A 19,149-nucleotide genomic window follows, 5' to 3' on the forward strand; every position below is an offset into this window, starting at 1 on the left:
CACACCTTAACTGCGCGTTAGTCGCCAGAAAAAGCTAGCAATCAAAATCATGTCTCTGAGCTTAAAATTTAGCAGTTGTTTGCTTGGTACACCGATTAATCGTCGATCATCAGAGCTTAGTTCCAACTGTTTTAAGTCCAAAGTTTTATACCTGTCCTAGCGGTTGCTTTGTTCTTTGGTGCTTACAGAGTAAGGCAATCGAGAGTCTGTTTTTGGTTGCAACTCCGCTCGGTGAGTTTGTCGTTACAAAAGCCGATTTACTCGCTGAAATGACGTTTTCTCTGGTGTTGTAAATTCCACTTGGTTTCAGCGACTTTGTTGAAAGTCCGCACTGTGAGATTAGCTTTCCAAAGGGCCTTTTTGGGGTTGTCAGTTCGTTTTCTGCGGCGTTGTTTGTTCCAAGTGGTTTCATTGAGTAGCCGCTTTGAAACTACGCCTGACTTAAGTGCATCAAAGCACATAAAGTTTGTTGTTCGCAAAGTTTAGTTTGGCTTAAAATTGTCGCTCGGTGCCTCGCGACTAACAAACTGCTCAAGAGGGATTCGCAACGCGTGGCATTTTTACTATGCGTTGAATTTAGTGATTAAGGTGGTTTGCGGCGGCTTTGGTATTGCGTTGCTCACCCCTTAACAGGGCGTTATGTGCTCGTGAATATATCTCATGTAGAGAGTGTGAAAATGGAAGATATTAATAAAAAAGAAACTATTCAAGACATTGACTCTAATGAAGTCAGTGAGTTTTCTTATGAGGATTACTTTAAATCTAAGGAAGCTTTTTTAATTTTCGTTTTGTTAAATGTTGATGGAGAAAAAAGAGCAAAGTTACTTGGTATCGAGGAAGAGATGTATGAGTTTAAAGACAAAGCCAAAGAGTGGCGTAACAACTTAGTCAAAGTTTTACACTCTGATCGTTGCAAGCATTTGAATGCCGATGATGCAACAGCAAAAGTAAATGCGCTTTATTCGGGGATGAAAAAATATGCCGAATAATGATGACAAAGACAAGCCTAGTACGAGTAAGCTACCTGTTACATTAAAGCCTGTTGACTTTGAATATAAAAAGCCCGTAAGAAGAAATGAATTAGTTGAACCTAAAAAATACGATAAAATCGATTCTAATGTAGGTGAATTCGTTAAGCTAGGAACTAACGGCGTTGTTTATGTTGATGAAGAAGATTTTTCTAATGGTTTCCAAACAACAAAACCCAAAGGTGCATACATCTTTGAGAACCAAATACCAGATTCAGCAAAGAAGAGTTTTGATGGGAAGAATTATGCACATAGTTCAGCTGTAGTTGGGCTTGCAGATAAAAAGTCTCAAGAAGTTCGAGACTCAGAGAAACAAGCGCTTCTCCAATATTACAGGGATTCACTTCTTAACGTATCAGACTCTGCAGAAGCTCAAGATATGAGAAGGAAAGTCGACTCATTTACAAAAAAAGAGTTACCCAAGTTGAGGAATGATCGCGGTGTAAATGTTGATGAAGTAACTGGGGAAGATAAACAGAAAGGATTTGCATTCCATCATGTTAACCCGAAAGAGTTGCACACTGATCCTGAGGATGTTTTAGACCCAACTAAAGGTCGAAATTTGAATCCTAAAACACATGCAGATGTGCATAGAAATAACGTAAATGATGAAGCACAGTTTGAGGAGTACAAAGCAAAAAACAAACCGAAATAAAAAGCACATAACAATCTGTTTAAGAGTGATTCGCAACGCGTGGCATTTTACTATGCGTTGTGTTTGGTGTTTAAGGTGGTATGTAGCGGCTTCGGTATTGCGTTGCTCACTCTCTTTTGAACCGGCGGCATAGCCGCCTGAGCGAGCTCCGCTCGAAAGCAAAGAAACTTAACCTTCATAGTGTACTGACAATTCTGCATTACCCTAATGGTCATGCACTTGCGCTCACTCAGACAACTTTTCTCTCGGAACGGCACTAGGGCCATTTATCTCAGTAAGCACATCTCTGAAATCAGAGATGTCGTGGTCGATAACTTCACCCGAATGATGGCTTGTGGCTCATCGAGCATGGGGTCACGCCTCTACAAGTGCAAAACTCTGGCTGTACCTACACCAAATATGTAAGTCTCGTGCTTGCAGCAGCTGTGGCGTCAAATCCACGAAAGGTGGATACACCAACAACAGCATGTGCTGCCAGATTGCGAATGGCAACACATCACCTTCACCATGCCGAGTACTCTCTGGCCTATCTTTCGTCATAATCGCTGGTTGCTTAATCGATTATTCAAATGCGCGGCCGACATTTTAACGACTTGAGCGAAACGGCAAGGCTTAGAAATAGGTGTTTTCTGTACGCTTCATACCTACGGCCGCAAGCTCAATTGGAATTGCCAACGAACAGGACTGTGGAAGCCCATTTATTTCAAAGCCAAAGTGACCGAAGCATGTTGGTGAGCAGCGATCACGCAGCTCTTAAGCGCGCATTACTCAGAGCTTGATTTAAGTGCAGCTGATTGCCCGTTCATACGTCATGAAAAGGATTGGTTCGCCTTTCTACGTAGTCAATATCGCCGTCGTTGGAAAATGCATTTTGGTAAGAAAACGGACCAACCGCATAAGACGGTCAATTACCTAGGTCGTTATTTGAAGCGGCCTCCAATTTCAGGCTCTCGCTTGCACCACTACAGCAAAGGCGGTCAGCTGACGTTTGAATACCTTAACCATCGTACTGGGGAAAAGGAAATGCTGACTTTAGCCGCTAAGGATTTGATTTGCCGGCCCATCGAACATATACCCGATAAGCACTTTAAGATGCTCCGTTACTAGGGGTCTAAGATGCAACGGAACGAAAAACTATGATAAGGAATTTGTTGTCGCTCCTACCTTTCACTCTTAAAATGTGATTTTTAGTCCAAATGGCTAATTTAAGTAGCCAAAATCAACATGGCCAATTTAAATCCCTATTTCTTATTTTTAGCTCCCCTTATACACTAGGCCAAATGAACTATACCTTACTTGGCGACCTGTCTATGAAAATCGCAAGGTTGTACATCCGCGTTAGTTCTTCTCAGCAAAATCTTGAACGACAACGTCAAATTTATACTGATGCTATTGCTGCTGGGTATTATGTGGCCGGTGTGTATAAAGAAAAAGCCTCAGGAGCACGAGCTGATCGCCCTGAGCTATTACGTCTTATTGGTGACCTCCAAACCAGGTGAAATTGTGATCGCAGAAAAGATAGATAGGATCAGTCGACTTCCACTTCCCGAAGCAGAGAAACTCGTCAACTCTATTCGTGACAAAGGAGCGAAGTTAAGCGTTCCAGGACTTGTTGATCTATCTGAGTTGATACTTGATTCGGACGGAGTAACTAAAATCGTTATTGAATCCATTCAAGAGCTTTTGCTTAAGTTAGCGTTGCAGATGGCGAGAGAGGACTACGAGACTAGAAAAGAGAGACAACTGCAAGGTATTAAATTAGCTAAAGAGCGTGGCAAGTACAAAGGTAGACAACCAGATGCCAATATTCACCAACAAATTATTGCGCTTAGAGGATCTGGAACAACGATCAGTAAGACGGCCTTTCTGGTTGGTTGTAGTGTAAGTCAAGTAAAGCGGATCTGGGCGTTGTATAATCAAGGAGTCATCACCAAATCATAGATGTTCCACACATCGTTCTGCCTTTGTGTTATTCATACATTTCAGTTGAACTCTTATTGTTATAAAGATCATTAATATATAAGAAAGCTGAGGTTTTCATATTGATATAAAAGAAATAGCCCTAATATCGACATGAAATTACACGCTTTTATAGTAATTATAAAGAAGTCACTCCTGACTAAATGAAGGACTTCTAATGAAAAAAGCAATACTAAGTATCGCACTTACGGCTGCCTACTCACCCGCTCTACTGGCCGATATTCCTCCCCAAACGACACCATTGCCAAAAGCAAAATCGCCCAACTATCTAAGCACCACCGTCTTTGATACCTACATTGCTCAAAATACAGATTCGGTAAGTGGAGAACAGCGCCTTATTGTTAAACGTGATGATAATTATGCTCCCGCAAATCGAGAAGCTTACCTTGGTTTTGACCTTGAGAAATACAACATCGGTGGTTTCCTTGAAAGTGCAGAGCTTAAACTTCACGTTCTTACAGAAGGAGACGCTGACATCGATATCCTGCTAGTCAGTGATGATACTTTTTGGAATAGCTCATTTGATTGGGCAGGAAAACCCATCACATCTGACACTCTTACGACCTTTTCCACGGCAGAACGAGATGAGGAGGGATGGGTAACTATCCCGCTCGACACAACTGTATTGAATGAAATCAAAGCAGATGGCAACTTATCTCTAGCACTGAAAAGCAAAACATCACTGGTTTACAACGAATTCTCTTCTTCGGAAGCAGGCGATGAATTTGCACCTAAGCTCATACTTAACAGTAATTCACAAGCCATCACTGACGCGTCCTCAGTTCGTTACCTCAATGTTGTTGCGGCAACGGAGGAAAATGGCTTCGGCGAAATAAAAATTGCCGAGTTTGATGTCATCAATAGCGAGGGCAAACTTGTCACTCGAGATAATTGGCAGGTTCTCGATGGAACCCAAACAGACAATTGGGAGCTGATGTTTGATGGTGAGCACAGCACACACATGAGAATAGCTGAAGGGACCCCAAACTACGTAAATATCGATTTAGGTGAAAACATTGATATTAATGCATTGGTCTACACGCCACCAAAAGAGGGCTATTCTGGGCGCATAAAAGATTTCTTAGTTTATGGCAGCTCTGATAATGAAGAGTGGCGCCTAATCGCCTCTCGTACTATCCCGCACGGAGATGGCAACGCCCCGCATATTGCTTTTGCTGGGCAACAAAGTGAATTACAACAGGCTGAGGACTTGTTAACGGTTGACGTCAGACCGAATAATAGCGTTGAGGCCGAACGTTTAGCGAATAGCAAAAGAACAGATGTAACGCCGACAGGCCTTTATTTCTATGGGGAAGGAACTGTTGTTGTGTGGGCTCAAGGGACTCAAGAGGGAGACTTCTTAGAAGCGGCCGGCGGCGCTTGGGCTGGCTCCCCTAAATTCCCCTTAAAGGAAGGATTGAATAGCTTCAATTTTGCTCATACGATTTACCCTGACGATGCTGATGGTATGCCGCTTTACTTACATTTTTCCTCCAACGAATCAAGTGATAAGGAACGTTCAGCAAACGTCAGATTGATGGCTTCAAATACAGAAAAATACCCCGTTTTTTATAATGACGAAACAACGCAAAACGAATGGGAACAAATGCTCACTCAGTACTCTAAACCAGAAAGGCTTGAGATGGTTGGCAATAATATGATTTTAGATATACGTCGTTCCTATTACAGCCCTACTAATATGCAAGAGTTGTCTGATGTTTATGAAGAAGTTTTGGAGCCGACAGAACTAGCGGCAGGTATCAGTAATAGTGACACTAACCCGCTCCACCATTCTGACGATAACCCCTATATATTTCTGGCCAGAAACACAGATTATATGGCGAAATATGACGATTATTTAGCATATAATTACTTGAGCCTTACTCATCGCATGATCACCCCTGAAGAAGCTCGTAATTTCTGGGGAATATGGCATGAAGTGGGTCACACACTGCAAACTCCAGGCCTAAAATGGTCAGGACAAGGGGAAGTGTCCGTCAATATTTATGCTTTTGCGGCGCGAGCATACAACACACCTATCAACGAATTGGTTACTATGTATGACCCTGAATTTACCAAAGCATTTAGCAACCTAACCCAAGTATCGACTTACTCCGAGCTAGAACGAGCAAGCCGAGAAATGATGTTCCATCATATGTTTTTTGTCTTTGGTGAAACCGTGATGCACGATCTCCATCAACGCTATCGTGAGAATATTCATGGAGAAATCAACGACCCAGAATTTGAGATTGGCAGCACAGATGAAGAGCAAATGAATGTCATGGCGATGATGGCATCAAAAACAACTGAAACAAACCTTGTTTCATTTTTTGAGTACTGGAAGTTCCCGTTAACTCAAGTCACAATCGATACGATCAACGATTACGGTTTTCCAGAGCTACAAGAATTTGACCAACTCCCTTCAGAGCTTGTGTCTGGAAATCCGCCTGAAATGTACGACATGAAGTTCTAACATCAAAGCCGTAGTTAGATACCGCCTTCATTGACGGTATCTATATAGATGATGCTCCCGTTATTTACGACTCAAACTCAACATTAGATGCCGACCCACGGCCTCCCCCTCCTATAGGCTCACGACACGCACAGAACACGATTTCATCATATTGTGCAAGCTCCCCTCCTTGCTTCATTTTTTCAAGCAAAGAGCTAAACTCTTGCCAACCCGCTTCTGGTTTGACTGTCAGAATATCAGCCGAGGTCACATCAGATGAAGGTTTCCGGTTGTGCCACACCGCCGCTTCGTATTCACCCTCTGATGTTTTCTCGAAGTGCTTGATGCGATACTTTCTCACTCTTTCCGGACGCCTGATTTCATTCAACCCTATCGCGTCACTTGGAGAAATATCTCGCCCATGGTAATCAACACCTTCGCCTCTCGTCACGGTCGCGTAAGGCTTATAGTGGCCATTAAGAAGCTTATCCCACCCTAGTGTACTCCCCTCTGGTGGTACTTCCGAAAGAGTATCTCCATGCTTTCCTAAAAAGACCACTTTTTTCCCTAGTGGAACCATTGCTCCTCCTGACATTCCAGGGTCGAAGTCACCATGAGCTGAGATAACCAACCTTTTGGCTGGCGGTTCCCCCTTTCCTTTTATTAAGACAAAGCTAGCACCAATGTCCTCTTTTGTTGGTTTGAGGTGAGGGAATTCCACCTCCAGTTGCGCTAAGTTTGCTTGCGCAAGCCTTTCAGATTGTTGAAAAACAACGGACGGAGCGCCTGAAGATTCTCGGTACTCCCTCATGCTTTTTTGTTTTCGTGCCAGCTTGTCTAACAAACTTGGAAGCTTCTGACGCTCACTCGCTACTATATCATCGGTCAGCCCACTCAGATAAGATTCATAGTCTCCTTTAAAACGGACGTCATCAGAATCATTGACATACTGAACTAACTTAGGTTTCTCTGGCCCCATATGGCCATTCGCAGTACCTAGCACAAAAGAGGTACTTGGCTCATTCGTTACGAAAGCTTGTCTAACGCTACCCTTTAACGATTTTGCATATAGATTATAACCAGATTGACTATACCAATGAGAACTCGAAAGCACTCTCGCCCCCTGAATATATCGAAAGCCTGAGAACTGTTCACTCGAAGAGAATGGCGCACCGGAAACATGGCTAACTTCTACCATTTTGGCTAATACGCCCCGCTTCTCATTTAATGCCTGCTGATACCTCGCAGTCCAGTTATGACGGGTCTCAAGTATCGGCTCGTTAATGCCATATTTTGTCGAGAACTGGTGTGCAGTGGGGTCAAATACCACTTCCACACCATTATAGTTGGCCAAGACAACCCAATGGTTGGTAAACATATCTGCATCCATACCAGACGCCCCTTCCCAAAACGCGATATTACCAAAACGCACTTCGGTATAGCCATGTTGCGTTTTGAGAAAGCTGTGGAGCTCTTTGGCTGACTGCTCACATTTTTCCAGTGGGTTAGCCTGATACTTTTGAACTATGTCCTCGACTAGCCCGTGACTATGCTGAATAACCTCCAACTCTTGAGCGTTATGAGAACGCTCTGTCAACGTCTCTGCGATGTCATTCTTTCTTAAAGGCAATCCCCCCTCACCGCTCGCCACATCGAAGACCTCTGAATTTCTCGGCGAAAACACCCGAGCAGAAGCACGCTTAAAGTTTTGCCTCGTTAACCAACGTCGCAACTGTCCTGCTGGTGTCAATACCTCTAGCGAAGGGGATTCGATTGTTGAGGCGGGTCTCCAACTCACCTCGCGGTTAGAATACGCCACCACTGGTCGACCAGTGGTATCCGCTAACGCCTGAGCAGCGCCACTGCTTTTGGCATAACACGCCAAAAGATGAATAGGCCCCGAGCCCTCCCTTAAGTCCACACCGCCGTATTCTTTGATGTACTCAACAAATTGCTCTGGCGTGTGTTTAATCCACTCTGGGCTGGCTGCCTCCATTCCCTTGTGATAGAAAAAGCCTTGTTCATCTGCCATGATAGAAATGGCTTGCTGGCCAGGCTTACCTTTAAATTGGTCAGTATATTGGCTCAATAGCAAGGGGCCTTCTCCTGTGTCATACCACTCCCTGAGAAGTGGCGTACGACCAATCACTTTTCCGTCAGGTAAGATATCCATATGCTCCGCCCACTCTCGGCCCACTGTGACTTCAAACCCTTGCCCTAACTCATCAATGCGAGTCTGCGTCGCTATATATTGACGCTGAACCTCATCCATCGATGTAAACACATAACCCTTACTCTCTGTTGTCAGGTAATCATTAAATGCCGCCACGGTGTCGCGATCCATTCGATGCTTGGAGTGATTTACTGATGCATGTTTTCCTAACGGCTCCCAAGTCCCAAGCTTAACTTGCAACTGGCTACTGTTCACTTGATAGAAAAAAGTCCCTTCAGTGGAGACATGAACATAAATGACGTGCCTAAAATGCCTTTCCTCTCCGACAAACTCATTGATATGAATAAAGCCCGATTGGGTTAACTCACTCATGTCTAAGGCCTGCTTAGCTGACTTACTATTAAAGCCAAACGCTTGCTTATAATGCGCCGAATTCATTATCTCTTTCGCTGCGTCCGGCTTCGCAATGTCCCTATGCAGCCACCTCACCGCTTGAGGCGAGAGCGTGCCTGCCTGCTGAGCATCGTTGAAGGCAGCGGTGTAACAGATACTGCTGTACATTGCGTCTTTTCGACTCGCTCTATTGATGTTCTCATCCAGTTCTTGAACATCACTCACCTTGCCCTGGCGGTACTTAAAGCGCCACGTGGCTTGTTGTAACCAACTGCCTTGTACCCATTGGGCGCCAACTTCGTTGCTCTTCACCCAGAAGACCCCCGATTCCACTTTACCTTCCAGTGTTTTGCCAAAATAAGAAAAACGTTTGGCCGAAAGGCGAGGTGCTACTTCGGTGAGCGTGTCAAAAAATGCTTCCGGCAGCCCGCCAGCATCAAGATACAAAACAAAGTCTTGGTCACTACCCGGTAAGACTTGTGACGAGCCTTTCCAGACCTCTTCTCCTAGCAAAGGACGTCGAAGAGGGGGATTTCCCCCATTCATCGGTCGACCTTCGCCTTCCACCGCTCTTATTGAAGACCCCGCATTGTCAGTTGAATCGCCGCCGGCTCTTTGGTGAAGTGGGACATCTTGTACGTCTACACTGCGATGGCTCACACCATCTAAACTCTGAGCTAATCTCACCCGGCCGCCGGCATTTTGTAGCGTCCAGGCAAATAGAGAGACTTTATTGCCCGCTTGCCATGTCTCCCCGTTATTCCAGGACACACTGAACTTCCCTTGCCGCGTTTTACGACCCAACATAGCTTTGCCCATCAACTGGAAAGGGCGCTCTGTGATTGTAAAAGCGCTGGTATCAGAAGCGACATCATCCACTAAGGCACCACCGCCCACATTTTCAATGACCATGCCAGTATCCACATCGTCTACATTGTTGTGTCTAATTTTAGCGACTCGTTCAGGAAAGACTTCGTCCACAGGAAAGACACGTCGATACAGGGCCGAAGCCTGTCCTTTCAACGATTGCAGTGCTTGCCTGCCCGCAGAGCTAATACTGCTGGTATCGATACTTGAAGACGCTCGCAAACGATGAATGACTTTTTGGGCTTTTGGACTCAATCGCATCCCTCCAATGACCAACGAATACACTAAGTTAATATTGGCCTCTTGATTAAACGCTTCTCCAAACTCCTCTGTCGCAAGCGCCTGTTTCCACTTAGAAAAACCATATTCAAAAATAAGGTCTAGCGCCAAGTTCGCCAATGGATTAATGGGTAGGGCAATATCAACCACCGCATAAATTTGTTGCACCCTCGTTAACCACTGCAGCCCTACCGCTTCATGTTCATTTAAATAAAACGAGTCCATCGCGTTGTTTAGGTAGTCTTTCAGTTCATCGGCATTCGAAAACTGTGACTCATCAATCAACTGATAGATCAGGTTAACTCCTTGACCTACCTCAGCATTAAGCTGCGTATTGAGATAGGTTTGATAAACAGTCTCTATATTGGGGTTCTCCAGAACAAGCTGGCGAAGTGGTTGCGGCACCTCGAAATCCAGCGTATGACCAGCCCATAGGTCTGTTTCCAAATGGGTTTCATCCACTCCGCGTACATAATCGAGATAATTCACCTCAAAGCTCTTATCTGGATATCTGCGCTTAAACTTAGCCAGTTGGTCTGGATTATGTTTGATGTAATCAGGCACCACTTTCCTGGCTGTCACGGTAAAAGTATCATTCGCGTTGATGTGATAACGCGCAAACAGCCCTTCAATGAATTGCGCCGGCGTTTGCAATGTTTCTAGTGCCTGCTCACCTTTCGCAAGTAGGTCTCGGGTGCGTGTTTCTAGATCTTCCAGTTCATCTGCCGCTTTGAGAATCTCTTGATATGCCTGACCAGAGAGGATGGCCTCCCATTGCAATGCGCTCAAACAGTCTGGTTTGCGCACTCGCTCAGCAAGGTGGTTGGGTAACCGTCCCGATAAAAGCGCATGAAAACAGACCGAACTCTGCGTTCCGTCGATGGGTAACGCCTGACGAAGTAGTTCTTCACCATATTCTTCTTTTAGTACTTTTGTTTCATGCTTATGGGCATCAAAAAGAAACTCTTTCATTTCATCCAGCGCCTTGTCATACGTCTCATCGAGCGAACGCATCTGGGCGGTATCTAATAAGGCTGGCCAGTGCGCATTTGCATTGTCCATCGCCCCAGATAAGAACAAGGCAGTTGGCATCAAAACAAGTTCTTGCGACTGGTCATTTCTTGGTAAGGACACAGTCACATAGCGTGGCAAGGCCACGTTTAAACGCTGATTAAAGAGAGAAAACGCGCTGTCGTACTCACTCAATCTCCCTGAATTGTGCTCAAGATTGAAGCGATAATCAGCTAAAGATGCGTCAAGCCTGCGTATGACGTCATCAGATAGAGGCCCTCCATCGATGTCACTGAGCAGTTTTTTCTCATGCAGATCTTGCAGCGAGTACCCTGCACGTAAATAAGCGTGCAATGGTTGAAATAGCACCTGTCCATCTGGCGTCTTTAACACAATCGAACGCTCAAGCCATTTTGCAATGCTTGGTTGTGAAAAACCGGTCTGTAAAGAGAAATAAGTCGCCAACGTACGATGGCTCATCCCGCTTCGAGGCAGTTCCAACGTTCGATTTAATGAAAGCCCACCGGATAAACGAAACACCACCTCGTGTAACGATGGTTCAATCACTTTCACGTCGTCTTCGTTGACGTCGCGATCATCTCTCCAGCGTTCAAGAGAAGCGCTTAAATTTTCCATCACTTGCTCATACTCCGGCTCCCTCAGCAGATGAGGGGCATGTTCCATGACCTTGGCATGAAACCTCAATGATGAACACACTGAGTTCATTCCCTCTTTCACACGACGCGGCGCAGCAGAGACCTGCAGCTTGTTGTTGTAGGTCGTCAGCTTTGTGAGCACCCGGTTGACGCTTTCTCTGTCTCTCTGTACATCTGATGGCCATAGCGCTTTTAAATCGGCAAGCTGCTCATCAAAAACTAGGGAGCGAGTAGGTAAATGATCGAGGTAGAAGTGCGTTTCTAAATCCGAATAGTATTGATAACCAACTTCAAAGTGATCACCACCGATACCCGAATAATGATGGTCAACAAATAGTGCTAATTTTCTCCTTTTGTATGCAGCAACCACTTGTTCGACGGGATTTCCATGAATTCCTAACGCCACGCGCTCCAGCTGTCCCTCCCATTCTCTTGTCGCACGATTATACATAGAGAAAGCTTCTTCAGGTGAGCGGGCCACGCTCGCGTTGAACTCCGCGAGCTCCTCACTTATCTGTGTTCTTTGTTCGCGGCTTAAGTTCAGAGCATTCAGCTTCTCTTCCGAGTTCACCAAATACGGTACAAGCTGCGCAAAGACGTCGCTTTTAACCTTATCAATAAAAGCACGATAATATTGGTGGACTTCGTTTCTTATCCTCGGATGCATCATTAGGCGTTGACACTCTTGTTCTCCCTCAGCATCCAACGTGACTCGTACCATTTCATCATCCAGATTTATGCCGAATTTGTGCAACGCAGTCCGTATTGGCGTGAGGTTAGAATTAGGGAGCTCTTCAATTGAACGCAACTGTTCACGAATGTTTGGATGTGATCCCGCTAGGTTCACGAAAACCTGTTTGAGCTTCACCGCTGTTCTTACTGTATTTCGCACACCATCCGGCAACCCAGCACCTTCATAAGCGGAGAGATCCCATTGGGGTGTGCCTGCGTTGACTTGGGAAAGCAGAGACAACATTCGATACAGCCTTAACTGATACTCCCGAAAATTTCTCGGATTAGCTCCACGTTCGATGTGTCGCATTTCACTCTTAATCAACGTTTTTAATGACTCTGGATACCCATCAAGATTGAGGTCTTTAAGAGCTTTCTGACGGTTGTATTCCCAAATATCATCAGCCACGACGAGCTTAAAGGTGCCATTTTGTGGCACCACTTGTACGAATTTAGAACCGTCCGGCAAGCCAATTTTATAAATACGCTCCCTAGTGCTAGGCTTGTCATACTCCTGATATGCCCATTCCTGACCAAAAAGAACGATTCGCGGCCTAGCGTGAGTAACGTTGTGAAGACGGTTTCCATCATGGGCCATAAACCCTCCTCCCACACGAGTTGGCCTGATTATCTGGCCTTCCACTCGTCTAGGTGCAGGTCTCACTTTCCGCCAATCCCAATGATTCTGACCACGAGGTAAATCTGCTCCTTTTCCTGCCCATTTTTCGGTCAGCAGCCACTTGAAAGCGTCCATTCTATGTTGGTCACTCTCTGTCCAGTTGAAGGGTTCGCATATAGAATCATCGACATCCACCACTTGACTGCGCTGCGCTGACGTCAAACCTTTTAACTGATACGCATCGTTTATTTCTTGCTTCTCCGTTTGTTCATCCGCGCTGCCGCTATGAAGGTAATCCTCTAATGGTTGGCGAGGCATAGGGACCTCCCTTTGCTGAATATGCGGGAGTAAACGCTGAGGACGATAAGGCTCAGCAGCGCGAGGAGCATCATCGTCGCCCAGTGAGCGCCTAACCCGACGAAACGTCGACGTCTCATCTTCCATTTCGAATGGCCAAGGTTCACCTAATGAGTTCGAGGAAACCGCTTGTGCACCAATATATTCTACAGGGGCTCCTTGCTTTCCATTTTGCTCAATACCCTCGACGGCCCACTCAATGTCAAACATCGTTCCCTCAAACGCTTCATCATCCAGCTGCCCATCAAGTAAATCCGATTGTTGAGGCTCTATCGGCATCGACAAAGTCAACACCTGTCGCTGCACATGATCAGATAACACCTCAAAACCTGAATTGCTTAAGGCGGTCACTGAGCGCAGTGCCAGTGTGCCTAGGTCGTCTATTCTCAGCTGCTGACTTTGTTTCCCGTTGACCACTTGCTCATATATGCCATCCAGAGTCTGTTCTTTACCACTTACGTGCTTGTTATACACATAACCAACTCCAGCCAATACTCCTCCTAATGCTGTTTTCATCACCGTTGGCATCGGCGACGTCAGCATATGAAAACCAAGTTGCTGCATTCGCTTCTTGACCATGGTGTCTATCGCTTTATAAGGCTTATCACTCCCTGGCATAGTTAAGGACTTGGTTTTATACACCTTGTACGGAATTTTTAGTGACGCCAGAGGAAGACAGTAAAGCGGACTGAAAATATTGAAGACAAATGTGGTCGGCACACTCAGCGCAGATTCAAAAATATACCCAGCAAACCCTCGCGTAAATCGGCGCTGCCCCCACGTCACCATAAATTCGAGCCAGTCTTTTTCATAGGCCGCGTAACGTTCCGGCGTCATTGCCGGTAATAACATCCCGGCTTGCGCTCGGGCCAGTTCTTTTGATAAACGCGTTGCCATCAATGCTCCTTCCGGGTCTCCCGCCGAATGTACTTGGTCATTCAGACCGTATCGACGCAGCAGCACCAGCACCTCACCTGGTGATGGCAACGTCTGTCCTGCCACCATTTTTTCCAGCAATATCATGGCCCAATGCTTGGCCAGACGCGCGCCTCGTGACATCTCGTCCAAGTCTCGTCCCGTTTCATGCGCTGAACGCTCTGCTAAACGGGCTTTCATCAAAGCACAGTGTAAAACGCCTCGTTCAACTGACTCTTTGACTTTGTTCATCAAGCGTGAGGGAGATTGCCCTTCTGTCACGGCGTTTTCTAGTGTGGCCAAACAGTCAAATAGAGATTCAGATAACCTCGGAAGGAGCGGTGACAACACCGCGTCACATCGTAGCTTAATCGCTTGACGCTCTTCAGGGCGTAGTTCAAGGGGCGACACCAACGCATCCACCAACGCTTTCGCATCGTGGTCAAACTTCTGACGAAAGGCCGCCTTCACATCTTGTGGACTGTCTTTGCGTTCATGGGTCTCAAACGTCTCAATCGCTTGACTCAGTTGCGTCACATTTTTAATCAGCAGCTCATCCAGCGTTTTCTTTTTCATCGCCGCTTTATTCTCCGGAGACTCGAGGCGATGTTTACGTTGAAGTAACTCAAAAAGCGAGCTCGGCTCAGAGGAGAACTCAACGGGGAGCATGCCTTCCTCCATGTTGAAGTCGGACAAGGCTTTTGACGTGGTCAGAAGCGGCTGCGCCGCTTGCTGTAAATCCGCAGCAGGCTGTTGCAATTGCCACAACACACTACGCACAATCGAATCACTCAAGCGTTGCGTGTCTTGTTCCCGTACGCGCTCACTCACTGGCCCACTAGACTCCTTCCCTCGTACGAGGTGGTGTCCCGTTTCCAGCGCGAGCTTATCCGATAACGTCCTGATTTTTTGCGCTAAATGAGTCAAAGTTTTTTCATCTCGCACTGGCAATAACGCTTCTTTTTGCATCTCAGCGAACCATTGCAGTACTTGATACTGGGCTTGAGACAGTCGATGGAAGACACGCTTCTCTTTCGCCATCAGCATGTCTTGACTGCGTTGCTCCACCGCCGTTTGCGCTTCTATTGGCAAATCTAACTCCGCAACAAGACGGTGAAGGAGCGCCTCCGCTTGCTCTTGCAGCGCCTGTTTCATTGCCGCTTGAACATCCTGCGGGCTGTCTTCGCGCTCCGTTGTCTTCAACAAGGTAAGCCGTTGCTTGACCTCCTTCAGTCGAGCCTGCCACGCCGCCTCTTTCTCCGCTCTATCCTTAGGCTCATGCGTAACCTTATCTAGCGCGTTTGAGTCCGTGACAAGAGAGTGCGCAGTTTGCTCTATTAGGATGATAGGTTGCTGCAAATGCGACAACACACGCGCCACCATCGCATCACAAAGCCGTTGACGTTCATCTTCCCAGCTGAGATTTTCATTGAGTACCCGGTGCGTTACCTTCCCCTTTCCTTGTACCTTATTGGCCACCAAAAAGAGTTTGTCTCCGGTGACCGCAAGCTGCTCTTCCTTACGACGGAATGACTTGTTGAGCTCTTGCTGTAGCTCATCGGGAGAAGTCACAACCTGGATGACCCCTAAAGCTTTGCGTAAACCTTTTGCCACCGTACTGGTCACTTTACTTGTCGCTTTATTAAGCGCCTGCTTCGCCGCTTCTTTGGACAATGGATGAGGTGACGGGCGCTCTGCTGGGGCATACTGTCGTCGCTTTTCCTGATATTGCTTGAGCGCCTTCTGCGTCTCAACATGGCTGGCCTGGACAGTCTTTAGCGCCTCACTAAGCAGCAACTCCGTTACGCCCAAATAGGCCAAAGCCCCCAAAGCCCCCCCTTTAAATGGCAGTGAACAGGACGGTTGAAAGTGCACCTTGCCATAATGAGGCACAGTGACACCTTTGCCTTTCAACTTGTCATCAATCTTGTCGATTTCTTGTTGGATGTCTTTTAACGCCTTCGATTGCAGCGCCTCACGCCGTTCAAGAGCTTCGGCCGTTCTTTCGTCTCGAATTTGTAACCACAAACGCTGAGATTCATCGTTTGACGGTTGGGCCTCGATACGGGTCAGCTCATCACTAAGGGCTTGCTCTGACGATAACGCCGCATTAGCCATGGCAACGTCAGGGGTAAGTGGCGTGGTGCCATGATCAGCGTCGTCATAATAAGGCGCGTGTACGGACGATGCCTGAGAGAATTGAGCGGGCACCGCATGATAGTCATGCGCTAATTCACGCACCAACTCCCGGCGAAGGTGTGCGTCAAATGTAACCTGATCATCGTTGAGCACCATGTCACTGAGTGTCTGAGCCAGCACGCTCATCACCTTCAGTCCCGCTTCTAGGCGGCGGACTAGAGATTGGGCGGCTCTTCGGCTACCGTCAGGCTTTGTGTCGTGACTTTTATCTTCCTTTGCTTGACCTGCCACCTGTTCCGTTATCCAAGCATTCACTTGAGTGGGTGTAAAGCATTCAACTTGACGACGAAGTTTAATAGTCAAACGCTTGATATCATGGCGATTTTGGCCAAGAGGCGACGCGATGTCCTGCTCTAAACGTTGCACCTGCTGCTCGAACTCATCGCGTAGAGCAAAATCAAAGGTTGGTAAAAAACAATTATACCCCAGAGCTCGGAACTCTTGAGCTTGAGTAAGGTAAGCTTGCTGCAAGTGCAGGAACAAGGGGTGAAGTACCGATGAGTCGTTGGTCTGACTCAGAGAGAGGGCTTCCATGACCGATGTCAGTCCTGGTCCAGCGAGGGTAAGAGGTGAGCGATGAGTCATGAGAGAGTCATCACTCTCCTGAGCCTCAGGGTGATCCCAATTTTTTGTCATAAGGCGCCTATTAAACAGAGATGAATAGTAAGCCTAATTTTAATGAAGAGAGACAATGAAATAGCGTAAAAAGCAGTTAACTGTGATTCTTTAGTCAATACCAATACTGTTAAGGACTGCATTTAGGCAAGAAGACTGACTAAGAGTAAAGTTTATACAAGTATATTGAAAAAATCTTAGGTTACTCCATAGGAATGCCTCGATTTAGTCTTCATCCATTATTTAGAAAACTATAGTTTTTAGCGTAGCCAGAATGTGGATAAGTGTGTAAATCTTTGATTGTCCACTTATCCACATTAACTGTTGGGATCTATTATTTATTATTGAACTTTATTTAATCCATTACCATTAACAAAATCTTACAAAAACTATAATACATTGTTTTGTAATGATTTAATTTCAATTTTCGACCGTTTTTATTTGCGTCTTGATCGTGTTTTTTTGCTTTTGAATTTATGTAGTTCTCTCAGCAAACAAATCTATTCGATATGAGTAAGAATCCAAAACATCTACCAAAGCTATAAAAAAGGCCATGAACTGGTTTTCTCGCAACAAGACTTAACAGCCCGAAAAGCAAATATTTTTTGGGTTAATGGTGGCTTTGTTGCTTAAATCGGTGAAACTAAATCAAGAAGCGAAGATCTGATCGGCTACACCCATCAATCGTCGTAGCCTCATGCCTAAACCTCGTTACAAAACAACTAACAGGAAAGCAGTACAATAAAGCCTTAATCAACCGTGGTTCTCTGACCTTTTGGATTGATGAGGAAACGGTAGCCAAGTGGAAGTAAAACAAACAAGGCAAGCGTAGTAGACCTCGCCGATTCAACGACTTAGCCATTACTACCGCACTGATGGTGGAACGCGTTTTCTCTATGCCATTGAGAACACTGTAAAGTTTTCTAGACTCAGTGTTTAAGCTGGCTAACATCCCACTTGTTTGCCCACACTATACCTGTACAAGCCGCCGAACTAAGGAAGTTGAGGTCTCATTTAAAACCAAAACCAGAGGGGCAATACAACATCTAGCCATTGATACTACTGGTCTTAAGGTTTATGGCGAAGGTGAATGGAAGGTCAAGAAGCATGGTACTGATGGGAAGCGCAGAGTATTGCATAAGCTGCACATCGCAGTAGATACAAGCACCCACGAAATCGTCGCAACAGAGCTGAGTTTATCTAACGTAACCGATGCCGAAGTGCTCTCTAACTTGCTAAAGCAGACACGTCGTAAAATCATAGAGATATCAGGTGATGGTGCTTATGACACAAAGGGTTGTTATGATGTTATAGGAATCAAACGAGCGGTTCCACTTATCCCACCACGAGAAGGGGCAGCCTTCTGGGAACGTGGGCATCCTCGCAATTTAGCAGTAGATTGTCAGAAGCTTTACGGCTCAAACTAAACGTGGAAAAAGCGGTATGGCTATCACAAGCGCTCGCTATCAGAGACAGCAATATATCGAGTGAAACAGTTGTTAGGTGGGGAAATTAAGCCTGAGAGATTACAACGCTCAGGTTGGTGAGGCTTACGCCATGATCAATCATTCAAGTGAGCATAGCAACTTTAAGATAAAAGTGAGTTCAAATGTTTTCAAAATAAGATAAAAAGATTAAGCACTTAACTTGATATAGTTCTCGTTTCTGCTCATCGCTCTCCCTCCCCATTAATACCTTACCAAATTATTGGTAAACCGTTACAAAAACCGTTTAAGTAGACAACTTTCTTATGTTGGTGATAAAGAAGCAGCGGCAAGTAACTTAGCACAAGTATTAGTAACTGTAGCTGCTGTTGTTACTTGTGACTGCTGTTGGTTAGTAATTGCATTATGCATTGCTAAACCTATGGTCTCTGAAAAAGTAGCATCCGAAAATGTTGTGCGTTGTTCAGTAAATTTTTGATTTGTTGGTTTAGAGTTCATATATAACTACATCACAAAGATAAGTGTTGAATATCATTAACACCATGGATGGTACAGTAAACTAAAAATAATAATAAGGAGTAAATAACGATAATTAAGTAAAATAAAACCAATTCTTTCATTTAGCTAACCCCACGACTACTCTGGGAATTTGGATGTCACCAAAATCATCCCAAAGTAAATTACCACCTTCTAAAGAAGGTGGCTTTGTGTGAGTCCCCTAAAAGGAGCCTTTGTTTAATCCAACGCCAACTAGTGCTGCTCTACTCGCTCTT

Annotated in this window: 8 protein-coding genes and 2 pseudogenes; 7 read left to right on the forward strand and 3 right to left on the reverse strand. The window is 45.5% G+C overall.

The features are described 5' to 3' along the window. Positions 1-145: 145 nt before the first annotated feature. On the reverse strand, positions 146-412 hold the full coding sequence (locus H735_RS32095) for a hypothetical protein (protein WP_152447717.1): 267 nt from the start codon (positions 410-412) through the stop codon (positions 146-148). A gap of 265 nt (positions 413-677) precedes the next feature. Between H735_RS32095 and H735_RS13540 the strand changes: the two genes are divergently transcribed. The 6 genes and pseudogenes from H735_RS13540 to H735_RS13560 all read left to right on the forward strand — a co-directional run bounded on the left by H735_RS13540 (position 678) and on the right by H735_RS13560 (position 6,136). Beyond that, positions 678-989 carry a hypothetical protein gene (locus H735_RS13540; protein ID WP_020196422.1) on the forward strand — a complete coding sequence of 104 codons (312 nt, stop codon included), beginning with the start codon at positions 678-680 and terminating at the stop codon, positions 987-989. Beyond that, positions 979-1,683, forward strand: coding sequence for a hypothetical protein (locus H735_RS13545; protein ID WP_020196423.1), 705 nt, complete (start codon positions 979-981; stop codon positions 1,681-1,683). Before H735_RS13540 ends, H735_RS13545 begins: the two co-directional genes overlap by 11 nt. Positions 1,684-1,896: 213 nt before the next feature. Further along, positions 1,897-2,787, forward strand: a pseudogene (locus tag H735_RS30110) (IS91 family transposase); the annotation flags it as partial. Between the two features lie 206 nt (positions 2,788-2,993). Continuing rightward, on the forward strand, positions 2,994-3,182 hold the full coding sequence (locus H735_RS32195; protein WP_444547702.1) for a recombinase family protein: 189 nt from the start codon (positions 2,994-2,996) through the stop codon (positions 3,180-3,182). Beyond that, positions 3,091-3,624, forward strand: coding sequence for a helix-turn-helix domain-containing protein (locus H735_RS32025; RefSeq protein WP_444547701.1), 534 nt, complete (start codon positions 3,091-3,093; stop codon positions 3,622-3,624). Before H735_RS32195 ends, H735_RS32025 begins: the two co-directional genes overlap by 92 nt. Before the next feature lie 196 nt (positions 3,625-3,820). Then, positions 3,821-6,136, forward strand: a complete 2,316-nt coding sequence (locus H735_RS13560) for a M60 family metallopeptidase (protein ID WP_020196426.1) — start codon at positions 3,821-3,823, stop codon at positions 6,134-6,136. Positions 6,137-6,200: 64 nt separating this feature from the next. On the opposite strand, the gene H735_RS13565 is transcribed toward H735_RS13560, so the two are convergent. Beyond that, positions 6,201-16,952, reverse strand: coding sequence for a DUF8038 domain-containing protein (locus H735_RS13565; RefSeq protein ID WP_020196427.1), 10,752 nt, complete (start codon positions 16,950-16,952; stop codon positions 6,201-6,203). A gap of 676 nt (positions 16,953-17,628) precedes the next feature. Here H735_RS13565 and H735_RS13570 point away from each other — a divergent pair. Then, positions 17,629-18,560 (forward strand): annotated as a pseudogene (locus H735_RS13570) (IS5 family transposase). 119 nt (positions 18,561-18,679) lie between these two features. Here the strand turns inward: H735_RS13570 and H735_RS30115 are convergent. Beyond that, the gene (locus tag H735_RS30115; RefSeq protein WP_080641595.1) at positions 18,680-18,874 is read right to left on the reverse strand and encodes a RebB family R body protein; all 195 of its coding nucleotides are present in this window, start codon (positions 18,872-18,874) and stop codon (positions 18,680-18,682) included. Positions 18,875-19,149 lie beyond the last annotated feature (275 nt).

This window comes from Vibrio owensii CAIM 1854 = LMG 25443, from assembly GCF_000817815.1.
In the GTDB taxonomy this organism is placed as follows: domain Bacteria; phylum Pseudomonadota; class Gammaproteobacteria; order Enterobacterales; family Vibrionaceae; genus Vibrio; species Vibrio owensii.

Coding starts and splice junctions, on each gene's coding strand:
- H735_RS32095 (WP_152447717.1), bottom strand. CDS start 412: ATGAAACCACTTGGAACAAACAACGCCGCAGAAAACGAACTGACAACC.
- H735_RS13540 (WP_020196422.1), top strand. CDS start 678: ATGGAAGATATTAATAAAAAAGAAACTATTCAAGACATTGACTCTAAT.
- H735_RS13545 (WP_020196423.1), top strand. CDS start 979: ATGCCGAATAATGATGACAAAGACAAGCCTAGTACGAGTAAGCTACCT.
- H735_RS32195 (WP_444547702.1), top strand. CDS start 2,994: ATGAAAATCGCAAGGTTGTACATCCGCGTTAGTTCTTCTCAGCAAAAT.
- H735_RS32025 (WP_444547701.1), top strand. CDS start 3,091: ATGTGGCCGGTGTGTATAAAGAAAAAGCCTCAGGAGCACGAGCTGATC.
- H735_RS13560 (WP_020196426.1), top strand. CDS start 3,821: ATGAAAAAAGCAATACTAAGTATCGCACTTACGGCTGCCTACTCACCC.
- H735_RS13565 (WP_020196427.1), bottom strand. CDS start 16,952: ATGACAAAAAATTGGGATCACCCTGAGGCTCAGGAGAGTGATGACTCT.
- H735_RS30115 (WP_080641595.1), bottom strand. CDS start 18,874: ATGAACTCTAAACCAACAAATCAAAAATTTACTGAACAACGCACAACA.